This is a genomic window from Actinomadura spongiicola (genome assembly GCF_003432485.1).
In the GTDB taxonomy this organism is placed as follows: domain Bacteria; phylum Actinomycetota; class Actinomycetes; order Streptosporangiales; family Streptosporangiaceae; genus Spirillospora; species Spirillospora spongiicola.
Genome location: NZ_QVNQ01000004.1, coordinates 282293 through 296251, shown reverse-complemented (window position 1 = coordinate 296251; position 13959 = coordinate 282293). Strand labels below are relative to the sequence as shown.

General features: G+C 70.3%; 13 protein-coding genes. 2 read left to right on the top strand and 11 right to left on the bottom strand.

What is annotated here, in order from left to right:
- Positions 1–885 carry a sulfotransferase gene (locus D0T12_RS14130; protein ID WP_147339510.1) on the bottom strand — a complete coding sequence of 295 codons (885 nt, stop codon included), beginning with the start codon at positions 883–885 and terminating at the stop codon, positions 1–3.
- Positions 886–951: 66 nt separating this feature from the next.
- Here D0T12_RS14130 and D0T12_RS14125 point away from each other — a divergent pair, with 66 nt between their 5' ends.
- Positions 952–2280 carry an O-antigen ligase family protein gene (locus D0T12_RS14125; protein WP_158581495.1) on the top strand — a complete coding sequence of 443 codons (1329 nt, stop codon included), beginning with the start codon at positions 952–954 and terminating at the stop codon, positions 2278–2280.
- Here the strand turns inward: D0T12_RS14125 and D0T12_RS14120 are convergent.
- Positions 2230–3219, bottom strand: a complete 990-nt coding sequence (locus D0T12_RS14120; protein ID WP_147339509.1) for a hypothetical protein — start codon at positions 3217–3219, stop codon at positions 2230–2232. The genes D0T12_RS14125 and D0T12_RS14120 overlap by 51 nt on opposite strands.
- A 104-nt stretch (positions 3220–3323) precedes the next feature.
- Between D0T12_RS14120 and rfbC the strand changes: the two genes are divergently transcribed.
- Complete coding sequence (gene rfbC, locus D0T12_RS14115) at positions 3324–3923, top strand: dTDP-4-dehydrorhamnose 3,5-epimerase (RefSeq protein WP_117400016.1); 600 nt, start codon at positions 3324–3326, stop codon at positions 3921–3923.
- A gap of 102 nt (positions 3924–4025) precedes the next feature.
- Here rfbC and rfbD read toward each other — a convergent pair whose 3' ends face one another.
- The 9 genes from rfbD to D0T12_RS14070 all read right to left on the bottom strand — a co-directional run bounded on the left by rfbD (position 4026) and on the right by D0T12_RS14070 (position 13374).
- Positions 4026–4889, bottom strand: a complete 864-nt coding sequence (gene rfbD / locus D0T12_RS14110; protein WP_117400015.1) for a dTDP-4-dehydrorhamnose reductase — start codon at positions 4887–4889, stop codon at positions 4026–4028.
- Positions 4886–5884 (bottom strand): dTDP-glucose 4,6-dehydratase, encoded by a 999-nt coding sequence (rfbB, locus tag D0T12_RS14105; protein ID WP_117400014.1) that lies wholly within the window; start codon positions 5882–5884, stop codon positions 4886–4888. Before rfbB ends, rfbD begins: the two co-directional genes overlap by 4 nt.
- Complete coding sequence (locus D0T12_RS14100; protein WP_117400013.1) at positions 5881–6948, bottom strand: glucose-1-phosphate thymidylyltransferase; 1068 nt, start codon at positions 6946–6948, stop codon at positions 5881–5883. The genes rfbB and D0T12_RS14100 overlap by 4 nt, the downstream gene beginning before the upstream one ends.
- Before the next feature lie 5 nt (positions 6949–6953).
- Positions 6954–8216, bottom strand: coding sequence for a sulfate adenylyltransferase subunit 1 (locus D0T12_RS14095; RefSeq protein ID WP_117400429.1), 1263 nt, complete (start codon positions 8214–8216; stop codon positions 6954–6956).
- Positions 8217–8260: 44 nt separating this feature from the next.
- On the bottom strand, positions 8261–9190 hold the full coding sequence (cysD, locus tag D0T12_RS14090) for a sulfate adenylyltransferase subunit CysD (protein ID WP_117400012.1): 930 nt from the start codon (positions 9188–9190) through the stop codon (positions 8261–8263).
- 136 nt (positions 9191–9326) lie between these two features.
- Positions 9327–10235 (bottom strand): 3'(2'),5'-bisphosphate nucleotidase CysQ, encoded by a 909-nt coding sequence (locus tag D0T12_RS14085; RefSeq protein ID WP_117400011.1) that lies wholly within the window; start codon positions 10233–10235, stop codon positions 9327–9329.
- 93 nt (positions 10236–10328) lie between these two features.
- Complete coding sequence (locus tag D0T12_RS14080; protein WP_117400010.1) at positions 10329–11804, bottom strand: sugar transferase; 1476 nt, start codon at positions 11802–11804, stop codon at positions 10329–10331.
- A 295-nt stretch (positions 11805–12099) separates the two neighbouring features.
- Complete coding sequence (gene pth / locus D0T12_RS14075) at positions 12100–12651, bottom strand: aminoacyl-tRNA hydrolase (protein ID WP_117400428.1); 552 nt, start codon at positions 12649–12651, stop codon at positions 12100–12102.
- Between the two features lie 99 nt (positions 12652–12750).
- Entirely contained in the window at positions 12751–13374 is a 624-nt protein-coding gene (locus D0T12_RS14070; protein ID WP_117400009.1) for a 50S ribosomal protein L25/general stress protein Ctc, read from the bottom strand.
- Positions 13375–13959: the final 585 nt, after the last annotated feature.

The following is a 13959-nucleotide window of genomic DNA, read 5'->3' as shown; positions in this document are numbered from 1 at the left end:
TCAGGGACGGGTCCAGGGGAACGTACGTCCGAGCAGTTTCTCCAGGTCCTCGTTGAACGGCGCGTAGTGCTCGGCGAGGCTCTGCCGCGTGTGGGGGCTGAGTTCCTGGCTCGGCGCCGCGTTCCACACCTTGACGGCGGACGGCGGCAGCGGCGCCGGGGGCAGCCCGAGGAACTCCGCGACCCCGTCGACCGCCTTCTGCGGGTCGGCGTAGAACTCCTCCGCCGCGAGGACGTGGAACCGTTCGGCGGGGAAGTGCTCCATCCAGCGACGCAGATGCGGGGCGTACTCCCCCTGCGCCCGGTACGACTGCTGCTCGTGGGCGTAGCTGCGGTATCCCGGTTCGGAGACGATGCGTTCCCGTTCGCCGGCGAGCCGGTCGTTCTCGGCGAGGAGCGCCTCCTCGAACGTGGCGAGTTCCTCGGCGCTCTGCCGCCGCCGCTCCCGGTAGTGCGAGAACGCGCGCTCGATCGGGTCGCGCAGGATCAGCAGGATCTTCGCGTCGGGGACGTCGCGTCCGGCGCGCTCCGCGGCGAGCGGGTGGAACAGGTAGTACGGCGAGCCCTCCCCCACGACCTTGCCCGACCTGCGCGCGGACGCCGGGAAGTGCGACCGGTACCAGGTCGCGCCCCGGTCGTAGTGGGAGTCGAAGTAGTGGACGCCCTTGGTGTGGTTGGCCTTGGGCAGCAGCCGCGCGTTCGGGAACAGCGGCATGATCCGGGGGTGCTCCAGCAGCGTGTAGTACAGGGAGGTGGATCCCCCTCGCTTCGCCCCGATGAGGAGGAAGTCGGGGCCGGGGCGCAGGGCGGCCGTGCTCATCCCGTACCCGCGGATCACGCCGCGGCCCGCCGAGACGACCGGGCCGGGTAGCATCGCTCGATTCACAGCGCACAGATTACCGCCATGACCGGCTTATTCTTGGTGGGGTCTCAGCGAACCGGTGGGAGTCACATGACCGTGCAGTGGCAGGGTCCCGTGCGTGTAAAGGGGCTGCTCCCGCGGCGCACACCGCCCGCGGCGTCCGCCGGGTGGTGGGCGTACACGCTTCCGCTCGCCTTGATGCTCGCCAGCGACTACAAGCTGCGCAGCCGCGCCGTCGACCAGTCGGTCGGCGGCAGCGCCGACATGACCGTCCTGATGGAGGTCGGCGTCTACGGCCTGGCCGCGCTGTACCTGGTGAACGGTTTCGGGCTGGGTCCGCCGAGGCGCCGCGTCTCCGGTCTGCTGCTCGCGGCGTGGGTGTTCTGCGGGTACGCCGCGTTCTCGGCGCTGTGGTCGCCGTACAAGGCGCTCGGTGTCGTCCGCGGCGCGCAACTGCTGGTCGCGATGCTGCTGTGCCATGTCATGGCGACCCGCGCGACGCGCGGTGACCTGCGCCGGCTCGCCCACGCGTTCATCGTGATCGTGGTGGTGTCGGTCGGGATCGGTGTCGCGCACCCGTTCCCGCGCACCCCGCAGACGGTGGACCGGTTCAACTGGCTGTACGTCCATCCCGTGCAGGCCGGGGTCTATCTCGGGGTGGCGGTGCTGCTGACGGTCGGCTACCTGATCCGCTGGACGACGCCCCGTGACCGGATGTGGCATCCGCTCGTGTACGGGGGCGCCCTGCTGGTGCTGACGGGCGCGCTGGTCGCCACGGGGACCCGGGGCGCGACGCTGGGCTGCGCCGCCGGCCTGGCCGTGCTGCTGGCGACGGCGCGGGGCCCCAAGGGCCGCGTGGACGTGGTCGTGATGGGCAGCGCCGTGGCGGTCCTCGCGGTGCTGGCGTTCTCCGAGACCATCCTGGCGTTCGTGGCGCGCGGCGAGTCCGCCGAGAAGCTCGCCTCGCTGAACTCCCGCACCGAACTGTGGGACCTGGCGATGGACGCGTTCGCCCGGGAGCCGATCTTCGGTCACGGGCTGGGGGCGTCGCGGGGCCTGTTCCTCGACGACATCGGACTCGGCGGCGGCCACAACGCGTTCGTGAACGCGCTCGTGGACGAGGGGGTGCTCGGCGCGACGGCGTTCGCGGTGCTGCTGCTGACGCTCGCGTTCGTGCTGCTGCTCCTCACCCGGCACCGGACGTTGCGCGCCGACGCGGGGATGATGCTCGGCCTCCTCGGCTTCTTCCTGGTCGACAGCATGACCACCGAGGGTCTGGCCGCTCCGGCGAACGCGTCCAGCGCCTGGCTGCTCATCGCCGTCTCGTGGGCCGAGACGCTGCGGCGGGAGGGCGGCGACCCGCTCCCGTCACCCGGAGCGGCGACCGCGCAGGTAGAACACCACGCCGAACGCGCCTAGCAGCACCAGCCCGGCGAGCGCGCCGGTGCCGAGCGGGCCGCCCGGAAGGCCCGACTCCGACGGGTACGCGACCGGGGTGGTCCGTTCGCTCACCTCTTCCGTGGCGGCGGTCGTCGGCTTGGTGGCCTCGTTCGGCGCGGGCAGCGCCACCGACTGGAACGTGGGCCTCACCCCGGGCGAGACCACCAGCGCGCGCCGCCCGGTGGACGTCACGCCGAACGCGTCGCCCGCCAGGCCGGTGGCGGTCCGGACGACCTGACCGGCCATCTCCTGGATGCCGCCGAGGATCCGCACGTCCTCGGTCGTCTTCAGGACGACGCGTCCGTCCGGGGTGAACTGGCCGCCGCGGACGGGGAACGGCAGGGTCCGCAACCGCGTCAACGCGTTCCACCCGGGACCGAGGACGCCGGGCAGCGCGAACACGGCCGCGGCCTTCTTGTTCCGGGTGATGACGTACAGGCGGCTCTCGGCGGGGTCGGCGAGCAGCGCGCTCGCCTCGTTGCCGCCGCCGTTGGGGTACCGCACCTTGAACGGCTTCACCGCGAGCGGGGCGTCGCTCAACGTCTTCGGCTCGGCGACCCGGTACAGGTAGAAGGCGCCGGTGCGGCCACGGCTCAGGTCACCGAGGAACAGCCCGGACTCGCCGGCCCCGTTCTTCACGATCGTGATGGCGTCCACGCGGGCACCGGCGACACCGGTCAGCGAGTACGCGGCGCGGGTGCGGCCCTTCGGGTCGACCGCGAACAGCATGGGCCGCCCGCCCGGGGACGCGATCGTCCACCAGATGTTCGGGTGGACGATGCCCGCGACGAGCCCGGCGGGGGCGGCCAGCCGGGGGTCGGAGGGCCGGAAGGCGGGTTTCACGGGCACCGTGCTCGTCACGGCCGGTGACGGCGTCGGCGTCGGTGCCGCCAGCGCGAACGGGCCTGTCAGAACCACGAGCGCTGCCGCCGCGACCGCGGCGGGAGAAAGCGCACGGGAGGAGTGTGCTCTCACAGTGTGACGTCCATCTCTGGGAGGAACCGTATGGCATTCTTGCTCATGTGGATCCGCTCGGCATCAAAGGTACGTTTTTGTTCACCCCCGTCGTGCACGGCGATCAGCGGGGATCTTTTCATGAGTGGTTCCGCGGCGACAGCCTCCGGTCCCTGACCGGACACGGATTGAACCTCGCCCAGGCGAACTGTTCCGTCTCGTCCCGGGGAGTCCTGCGCGGGCTCCACTTCGCCGACGTCCCGCCAGGCCAGGCCAAGTATGTCACGTGCCTGCGCGGCGCCATCGTCGACGTGGTCGTGGACGTGCGGGTGGGCTCTCCCACCTTCGGGCAGTGGGAGGCGAAGCGGCTCGACGAGGAGAACCGCCGCTGCCTCTACATCGCCGAGGGCATCGCCCACGGGTTCATGGCCCTGACCGACGACGCCACCGTCGTGTACCTGTGCTCCGAGCCGTACGCGCCGGGCCGCGAACACGGCGTGCACCCGCTGGACCCGGCGATCGGCGTCGCCTGGCCGTCGGACATCGAGCCGCTCCTGTCCGACAAGGACGCCGACGCGCCGACCCTGGACGAGGCGCGCCGGTCCGGCCTGCTGCCCGACTACCAGGAGTGCCTCGACTACTACGCCAAACTGGGCCTACCCACCTGAGCCCACCACCCGGCACCCTCTTACCCGCGCACACCATCACCCATGGCGCCGTCGTCATTCAAGGGCGTCGTCACCCAACGCGTAGTTCAGCCCGGCGCGTCGTCAAGCATGGGTGTTGTCGTGCAGGAGGGGCCAGGCGGCTCGCAGTGCGTCTCGCCAGTCCCGCATGGGTGGGAGCCCGGCCGCGGCCCAGCGGTCGTGCCCGAGGACGCTGAACGCGGGCCGGGGTGCGGGCCTCGGGAACCGGTCCGTGGTCGTGGCCCGCACCCGGGCCGGGTCGAGCCCGAGCAGGGTGAAGATCTCGCGGGCCAGCCCGCACCAGGTCGTGCGGCCCGCGTTCGTGCCGTGGTACACGCCGGGCGGGGCGCCGGAGCCGACCAGCTCGACGATCCGTTCGGCGAGGTCACCGGACCAGGTCGGCTGCCCGGTCTGGTCGTCGACGACGTCCAGGTGGTCGCGTTCCCCGGCGAGCCGCATCATCGTCCTGACGAAATTGGGCCCGTGCGCCCCGTACAGCCACGCGGTGCGGACGACGTACCCGCGCTCGTAGGCGAGCGCGGCCCGCTCCCCCGCGAGTTTCGTCCGGCCGTAGGCGTTCGCCGGCGCCGTCCGGTCGTCCTCCCGGTACGGCGCGTCGCCGGTCCCGTCGAACACGTAGTCGGTGGAGATCTGCACGAGCGACGCGCCGATCTCCGCGCATCCGGCGGCAAGAGCCTCCACGGCCGTGCCGTTCACGGCGAGCGCGGCGTCCTCGTGCGCCTCGGCGTCGTCGACGGCGGTCCAGGCGGCGCAGTTCACCACGGTCGCGGGCCGGTGCGCGCGCAGGACGTCGCGGACGGCGGCCGCGTCGGTGACGTCGAGGTCACCGCGCCGCAACCCGACGGTCTTCTCCCCGGCGGCGCCGTTCAGGCGGGCGACGAGATCGGTGCCGAGCATGCCGCCCGCACCGGTGACCAGCCACGTCACCGGGCGTCCTCGGCGCGCTTCTTCAGCGGCTCCCACCAGGCGCGGTTCTCCGCGTACCAGCGGACGGTCTCCGCCAGCCCCTCCTCGAACGGCACCCGCGGCGCGTACCCGAGGGCCCGGAGTTTCGCGTCCGACAGCGAGTAGCGGCGGTCGTGACCCTTGCGGTCCTCGACGCGTTCGACCCGGTCCCAGTCCGCGCCGACGGCGTCCAGGAGACGTCCCGTGAGCTCAAGGTTCGTCAGCTCCGCCGTCCCGGCGATGTGGTAGACCTCACCCGGCAGACCCTGTTCCGCCACGAGCTGGATGCCGCGGCAGTGGTCGGCGACGTGGATCCAGTCGCGGACGTTCCCGCCGTCCCCGTAGAGGGGGACGGTGCGCCCGTCGATGAGGTTGGTCACGAACAGCGGAATGACCTTCTCGGGGTACTGGTACGGCCCGTAGTTGTTGCCGCAGCGCGTGATGCTGACCGGGACGCCGTGGGTGCGCGCGTAGGCGCGGGCCATCATGTCCCCGCCCGCCTTCGCCGCCGAGTACGGCGAGTTCGGCGCGAGCGGCGCGGACTCGTCCCAGGAGCCCTCGCCGATGCTCCCGTACACCTCGTCGGTGGACACCTGCACGACGCGGGGCGTTCCGGCGTCCAGGCACGCCTGCATCAGCGCCTGCACGCCGAGGACGTTCGTGCGCGCGAACTCGGCGCCGCTGTCGATCGAACGGTCCACGTGCGACTCGGCCGCAAAGTTGATGACGACGTCGTGGCCGGGCACCAGGTCGGCGAGCAGCGCCGCGTCGCACACGTCGCCCCGCACCAGCGTGTACCGGCCCTCGACCGGTTCCAGGTTCCGGAGGTTGCCGGCGTAGGTCAGTTTGTCGAGGACGGTGATCTCGGCGTCGGCCCACGCCGGGTACGCGCCGCCCGCCAGTTCCCGCACGTAGTGCGAGCCGATGAAACCGGCGCCGCCGGTGACGAGGACCCGCGGCCCCCCGGCGGCGCTCATTTGCTGATCTGCACTTTGCTGTGGTCTCCCAGGACGAGCCGGTGCGCCCGCGGCACCGGCGGGGCCGGCGTGACCTCCGCCTCGCGCCCGATCAGCGAGCACTCGATGCGGCCGACGCCGTCGATGGACGCGCCCCGCAGCACGATCGAGTACTCGATCTCGCTGCCGAGCACCGCGCAGTCGCGGTCGATGGACGTGAAGGGCCCGACGTAGGAGTCGCGGACGGTGGAGCCCGCGCCGACGATGACGGGGCCGACGATCCGCGAGCGGGACACCCGCGCCCCCGCCTCGACGACGACCCGGCCGATCAGCTCGCTGTCGCCGTCCACCTCGCCCTCCACACAGGGTTCGACGTCCTCCAGCACCAACCGGTTGACCTCCAGCATGTCGGTGACGTTGCCGGTGTCCTTCCAGTAGCCGCTGATCAACGTGGACTCGACCCGGTGCCCGCCGTCGATCAGCCACTGGATCGCGTCGGTGATCTCCAGTTCGCCGCGGCGGGACGGCTTCAGCTCCGCGACGGCCTCGTGCACGGCCGGGCTGAACAGGTAGACGCCCACCAGCGCCAGGTCGCTCTTCGGATGGTCGGGCTTCTCCTCCAGCGCCACGACCCGGCCCGCGGCGTCGAGCTCGGCGACGCCGAACGCGCGGGGCTCCGACACCCGCGTCAACATGATCTGCGCCTGGGGCCGGTCGGTGCGGAACCGCCGCACCAGGTCGCCGATGCCGCCGACGATGAAGTTGTCGCCGAGGTACATGACGAAGTCGTCCTCGCCCAGGAACTCGCGGGCGATGAGGACCGCGTGCGCGAGCCCGCGCGGCGCGTCCTGCTCCAGGTAGGTGACGTCCAGGCCGAACGCGGAACCGTCACCGACCGCCGCGCGGATCTCCGCCGCGGTGTCGCCCACGACGATGCCGACCTCGCGGATCCCGGCGTCCCTGATCGCCTCCAGCCCGTAGAACAGCACCGGCTTGTTCGCGACCGGGACGAGCTGCTTGGCGGACGTGTGCGTGATCGGACGCAGGCGGGACCCCGCCCCGCCCGCCAGTACCAGCGCCTTCACACCGACTACCGCGCGCCGGTGATCATACCGGCGCCCACGGTGTTGTTGGTGGCCTCGTCGATGAGGATGAACCCGCCGGTGAGCCGGTTACGGCCGTAGTCGTCGACGAACAGCGGCTGCGTGACCCGCAGGGACACCCGGCCGATCTCGTTCAGTTCGAGGGACGGGGCCTGCTCGTCGCGGTGCAGCGTGTTGACGTCCAGGCGGTAGTGCAGCTGTTTCACCATCGCCTTCGCCGTCCGCGTCGTGTGCTTGATGATCAGCTTCGTCCGGGGGGTGAGGGTCCGGTCGGGCGTCATCCAGCAGACCATCGCGTCGATGTCCTGCGCGACCTCCGGCCGGTTGTTGGGCCGCGCGATCATGTCGCCGCGGGAGATGTCGATGTCGTCGGCGAGCCGCAGCGTCACCGACATCGGCGCGTACGCCTCGTCGACCGGGCCGCGCGGCCCGTCGATGTGCGTGATCGTCGTGGACAGCCCGGACGGCAGGTGCAGCACCTCGTCACCGGGCTTGAGGACGCCGCCCGCGACCTGACCGGCGTAGCCGCGGTAGTCGTGCAGGTCGGGGTCGGTGGACGCGTGCGGGCGGATCACGTACTGCACCGGGAACCGCACGTCGATCAGGTTCCGGTCGGACGCGATGTGCACGTGCTCCAGATGGTGCAGCAGCGACGACCCCTCGTACCACGGCATGTTCACGCTGCGCGACACGACGTTGTCGCCGTGCAGCGCGGAGATCGGCACGAACGTCAGGTCCGTCACCTCCAGCTTGGAGGCGAACGCGGTGAACTCGTCGACGATCCGCTCGTAGACGTCCCGGTCGTAGTCGACCAGGTCCATCTTGTTGACCGCCACGACCAGGTGCGGAACCTGGAGCAGCGTGGTGAGGAACGCGTGCCGCCGCGACTGCTCCAGGATGCCCTTGCGGGCGTCCACCAGAATGATCGCCAGGTCGGCGGTGGACGCGCCCGTCACCATGTTGCGGGTGTACTGGATGTGCCCCGGGGTGTCGGCGATGATGAACTTGCGGCGCGGCGTCGCGAAGTAGCGGTACGCCACGTCGATCGTGATGCCCTGCTCCCGCTCGGCGCGCAGGCCGTCGGTCAGCAGCGCGAGGTTCGTGTACTCCTCACCGCGGTCGGCGCTGGTCCGCTCCACCGACTCCAACTGATCCTCGAAGATCGACTTGGAGTCGAACAGCAGCCGACCGATCAGCGTGGACTTGCCGTCGTCGACACTGCCCGCCGTCGCGAACCGCAACAGATCCATGCCCTTGGGGGACGAGCCCCCGGCGGGCTCGTTCGCGCCGGCCATCAGAAGTAGCCCTCCTTCTTGCGGTCCTCCATCGCGGCCTCACTGGTGCGGTCGTCCGCGCGGGTCTGCCCGCGCTCGGTGATCCGCGTCGCCGCGATCTCCTCGACGACCTCGTCCAGCGTCGTCGCGGACGACTTCACCGCGCCCGTGCAGGACGCGTCCCCGACCGTCCGGTACCGGACGGTCGCCTCGAACGCCGGCTCGTCGTCGCCGCGGTTGGCGAACCCGGTCTCGGCGTCCAGCAGCAGCCCGTCCCGTTCGAACACCTGGCGGGTGTGCGCGAAGTAGATCGACGGGAGCTCCAGCTCCTCCCGGCGGACATAGTCCCAGATGTCGAGCTCGGTCCAGTTCGACAGGGGGAACACCCGGACATGCTCACCCTGCACGATCTTGGTGTTGAACAGGTTCCAGAGCTCCGGGCGCTGGTTCTTCGGATCCCACTGCCCGAACTCGTCCCGGAACGACACGACCCGCTCCTTCGCGCGGGCCTTCTCCTCGTCGCGGCGCGCACCGCCGAACGCCGCGTCGAACTGGTGCTCCTCGATCGCGTCCAGCAGCGTCGTCGTCTGGAGCCGGTTCCGGGACGCGCGGCGCCCCTTCTGCTCCACGACCCGGCCGCTGTCGATCGAGTCCTGCACGGACGCGATCACCAGCCGGACCCCGGTCTGCGCGACCCGACGGTCACGGAACTCGATCACCTCGGGGAAGTTGTGGCCGGTGTCGACGTGCATCACCGGGAACGGGATCGGCGCGGGCCAGAAGGCCTTCTGCGCCAGCCGCAGCATCACGATGCTGTCCTTGCCGCCGGAGAACAGCAGCACCGGCCGCTCGAACTCGGCCGCCACCTCCCGGAAGATATGGATGGACTCGGCCTCGAGGACGTCGAGCTGCGACAGCAGATAGTCGCAACGCTGCACGGTCTGGGACATCGCTGGGCTTCTCCGCCTTTCTGGCAAGGGGCGACCGGCGGGACGCGGCCGCCACAGGACGCGTTCCCCACCGGGAACGAACACCGGCCCGGTCCGACACCATCCCGTTCGGCGGTCGGACGGTGAAAAGGACTGGTCAGGACAGGGCGTCGTGCACATCCCGGATGCCGGTCAGCAGCGTCGACGCCGACGTGGGGTGGCACACCAGGATATCCGGCAGCCGGGGGTCCTTCCGGTTGTAGTTCAGTGCCGACCCGTCGACCCGGGACGCGTGGGCCCCGGCGGCGACCGCGACGGCCACCGGCGCGGCCGAATCCCACTCGTACTGGCCGCCCGCGTGGACGTAGGCGTCGACCTCACCGAGCAGCACCGCGGAGATCTTCGCCCCCGCCGACCCGATCGGCACCAACTCGACGTCAAGGTCGAGCCGCTCCGCCAACCGCCGGACGAACTCGGGCGGACGGGTACGGCTGACCGCGATGCGGAGCTTGCCCGCGTCCGGGGACGGAACGCGCAACGCGGCCTCGGCGGGCTGCCCCGCGTCGGCTCGGACCAGACACGCGCCGCCGGTCGCGTCCGTCCGCAACGTCAACCCCTGCGCCGGAAGCGCCACCGCCCCCGCCACGAGCCGACCGCCGTCGGAACCGTCCCGCCGCCACAGGGCCACATGGACCGCCCAGTCACGGCGCCCCTCCTCGGAGAACTCGCGGGTGCCGTCCAACGGGTCGACGATCCACACCCGGTCGGCCGTGAGCCGCTCCGCGTCGGCCGTGTTCCGCGTCGGCGCGCGGTCGGCACCGCCCCCCGCGACGGCACGTTTCCCCGCCACGGCGGACCGGCCCTCCTCCGACAGCACCGCGTCGCCGGGACAGCGCTCCGCCAGCGCCGCCATGAGGTACTCGTGGGCCCGGACGTCACCCGTGTCCTTCAGAGCCCGCGCGTCGGCGAACCCCACCTCGTCCCGCACGTTCAGCAGCAGCCGTCCCGCCTCGGCGGCCAACTCCGCCGCCACGGCATGGTCGTCCGCCACCGCTTGCACCGTCATCTCGTCCGCTCACCATCCGACTCGGCTGTCCGCTCGGCCCACCCTCTCATGCGCACCGCCGGCCCCACCGGGCGAGGGGTGCGCCGGAACCGGTCAGTACGCGCCGGACCCACGGAAGACCGCCGACCAGGTCTTCCACATGATCTGAAGGTCGAGCGCCAGCGTCCAGTTGTCCACATACCGCAGATCGAGCCGCACCGACTCCTCCCACGTCAGGTCGGAACGGCCGCTCACCTGCCACAGCCCCGTCAACCCCGGCTTCACCACCAACCGCCGGTACACGTCGCCGCCGTACTGGGCGACCTCCTCCGGCAGCGGCGGACGCGGCCCCACCAGCGACATGTCACCGCGCACCACATTGATCAACTGCGGCAGCTCGTCCAGCGAGTACCGGCGCAGCCACCGCCCCACCCGCGTGATCCGCGGATCCTCACGGATCTTGAACAGGACGCCGTCGCCCTCGTTCTCCCGCATCAGCTCCAACTTGCGGGCCTCCGCGTCCTGCACCATCGTGCGGAACTTCAACACCGTGAACTCACGGCCGCCACGACCCACCCGCACCTGCCGGAACATCACCGGACCCGCGCTCGTCACCTTGATCAGGAACGCGACGACCAGCATCAGCGGACTCAACAGCACCAGCCCCGCCAGCGCCGCCGTCCGGTCGAACACACCCTTGAACACCTTCCGGGTGCCGTCCAGCTCTGGATGCTCCACATGCAGCAACGGCAGACCCGACACCGGCCTGATCGAGATCCGCGGGCCGGTCACGTCCATCAACGCGGGCGCGACCACGAGCTCCACATCGTCCCGCTCGATCTGCCACGCCAACCGCCGCAACGCCACACCGTCCATCTCGGGACAGGCCAGCACCGCCACCGAATCCGCCCCGATCCGGTCCGCCACCGCCGCGGCCTGACTGAAATCGCCCAACACCGGCACGCCCTCGACCTCGCTCACGGCGTCGTCGCCCGCGGCCAGCGCGGGCGGCAGACACACCGCCGCGATGTCCATCCCGTGGTAACGCTTCTGCCGCAACAGCTTGATGAGATCGGCGACCGACGTCCGATGCCCCACCGCGACCACACGCCGCATGCACTCGCCGTTCCAGCGCTTGCGATGCAGCCACTTGCGCAGCCGGTACCGGGCCACCAGGTTCAGGAACGTTCCGAGCGGCATCGCCATCACCACGTAGCCGCGCGCCACCTCCGTCTTCGTCGCGTACGCGATGATCGCCAACGCGGCCATGAAGATGAAACCCGCGCGGATCACCCGGTGGAACTCCTCGTAGCCCACGCCGATGTACCGCGGCTGGTACGCCCGGCACACCATCAACGTCGGCAACCACAGCACCGGCAACGCCACCGTCAACACCACGTACGGAACGGTCGGATCGGTCGGCACACCCGGAAACCTGAGCACGAACGCGATCACACCGGCGAGCAACATGCTGAGGAAGTCGAGGCACCCCGCGACACCGCGGTATAGACCGCTCCAGCTCTGAAACGACGCGCGACTGTGCTCATAGCTGATCGGTGACTCGGCCTGGACCTTGTCAACGACGGCCATAAACCCCTCACCAATCCCCTGCAACACGCGCGCCCCGGTAGCGCGATTCACACCGAAGACGGCTGAACGTCGCCCTAGGTTCACAAACATCATGAACCTCATCAGAGGGGCATCCTACGACCTCTTTACCGTGGTCAGAGCCCCCGGCACGCCCACCACCCCACCACGAGCGGCAAACCCCGCCGGACGTGCGGGAAAACCCCACCCCACACCCGCCGTCAACGACCGACCGGAGCGTACACCCCAACCGCTGACCGTATCCGGCCACCCCCTGACCTGCCCCTTTGACCACCGGTCAGCCCGCGTGGAAGACGTTCTGAGCCGCCACCAGCCCCTCCGTCACAAGCGCCTCCACCGCGTCCGCCGCCCGACCCACCTCAAGATCGAGATACTTGCGCTCCGCCGCCGAGAAATCCCTCAACACGAACGCCGCCGCGTCCATCCGCCCCGGCGGACGCCCCACCCCGAACCGCACCCGCGGATACTCCCTCGACCCCAACGACCTCGTCACCGACCGCAGACCGTTGTGGCCATTGTCACCACCACCCGCCTTCAACCGCACCGCACCGAACGGAATGTCCAACTCGTCATGAACCACCACAAGCCGCTCCACCGGCACCTTGAAGAAATCACACAACCCCCTCACCGGACCACCCGACTCGTTCATGAACGAACGCGGCTTCGCCAACACCACCCGCACCCCCGACAACCGCCCCTCCACAACCTCCGCCCGCGACCGATGCGACCTGAACCGCCCACCCATCCGCTCCGCCAACACGTCCACCACCATGAACCCGGCGTTATGCCTGTTCCCCGCATACGACGGCCCAGGATTACCCAGACCCACCACCAGCCAAAGACCCACCCGAGACACCTCCACACCCGACGACCACGGCCCCCGCCGGTGCGCACACCGTCGGGGGCCGTGAAAAGAACACGCGACCGGCTACTCGGCGGACTCGCCCTCCGCCTCGGCGCCCTCCGCCGCCTCACCCTCCGCGGCCTCCGCCTCGGCCTCCGGCTCCGCCGACGCGCTCGCGTCCAGAATCTGGACCACCAGAACGTCCTCGTCCGCCGCCAGCGTCGTCCCCGACGGAAGCTTCAGATCCTTCGCCAGCACCTGGCTGTCGATCTGCAGCTCACTGATATCGAACTCGACCGACTCCGGAATCCGCGTCGCCTCCGTCTCCACCGAGATCTCCACGGCCGTCTGCGCCACCTGGCCACCCGGCACCACATCACCGACCAGCTGGATCGGCAGATCGACGACGACCTTCTCACCGCGCTTCACCAGCAGCAGGTCCACGTGCTCCAGGAACCCCTTGACCGGGTCGCGCTGCACGTCCTTCGGCAACGCCAGCTCCGCGCCGTCACCGAGCCCCTCGATCGTCAACAGCACGTTCGGCGTCTTGAGCGCCAGCATCAGGTCATGGCCCGGCAGCGAGATGTGCTGCGGGTCGGTGCCGTGACCGTAGAGCACGGCGGGCACCCTGCCGGCCCGGCGGGTGCGCCGCGCGGCACCCTTACCGAACTCGGTGCGCGGCTCGGCGGCAATACGTACCTCGGACACGGCGGAAACTCCTCAATGTTGCGATCCACGGCCGTCCACCCTCGGACGTCCGCTACGGACAGTGGCGATCCTCGCACGCCGACCAGGGACGAGCGATTCAAAGACTCTTTGCGTCCCCCAGGGAGCGCGGAACCGACACGACTCGCACTGAACAACCTGGAGCAGACGCGGGTTGCCCAAGTCTAGCGCGTGTTTATTGCCTTTCACTCCTCCTTCGGGCGCGGGGCGCCCTCCATCGTCGTGAACTGCGGTGCGATCGCTGGCATCGCTCCGACTCGCCTGACGGCTCCCTGCTGTGTTCATGGCAGTGCACTCCTCCGTCGGGCGCGGGGCGCCCTCCATCGTCGTGAACTGCGGTGCGATCGCTGGCATCGCTCCGACTCGCCTGACGGCTCGCTGCGCGATCAGGTTCTCGCTTCGCTCGAACCTGCCTTCGGACGCGATCGCGGTGGTCAAGGCCGCTGTGTGGTTGCGGAGGCGGGCTGAGGTCACGCCAAGTCCGGACAACAACCCCAGGGTTTGCGATCACACCCGAACACAACTTCAACCGACCCCGGAACCAGCCGCGAAGCGAGCGGAAGTGAT

What these genes read in the sequence shown, in the direction of transcription:
- D0T12_RS14125 (WP_158581495.1), top strand. Translation starts at nt 952, where the DNA reads ATGACCGTGCAGTGGCAGGGTCCCGTGCGTGTAAAGGGGCTGCTCCCG.
- rfbB (WP_117400014.1), bottom strand. Translation starts at nt 5,884, where the DNA reads ATGAGCGCCGCCGGGGGGCCGCGGGTCCTCGTCACCGGCGGCGCCGGT.
- D0T12_RS14095 (WP_117400429.1), bottom strand. Translation starts at nt 8,216, where the DNA reads ATGGATCTGTTGCGGTTCGCGACGGCGGGCAGTGTCGACGACGGCAAG.
- cysD (WP_117400012.1), bottom strand. Translation starts at nt 9,190, where the DNA reads ATGTCCCAGACCGTGCAGCGTTGCGACTATCTGCTGTCGCAGCTCGAC.
- D0T12_RS14085 (WP_117400011.1), bottom strand. Translation starts at nt 10,235, where the DNA reads ATGACGGTGCAAGCGGTGGCGGACGACCATGCCGTGGCGGCGGAGTTG.
- D0T12_RS14080 (WP_117400010.1), bottom strand. Translation starts at nt 11,804, where the DNA reads ATGGCCGTCGTTGACAAGGTCCAGGCCGAGTCACCGATCAGCTATGAG.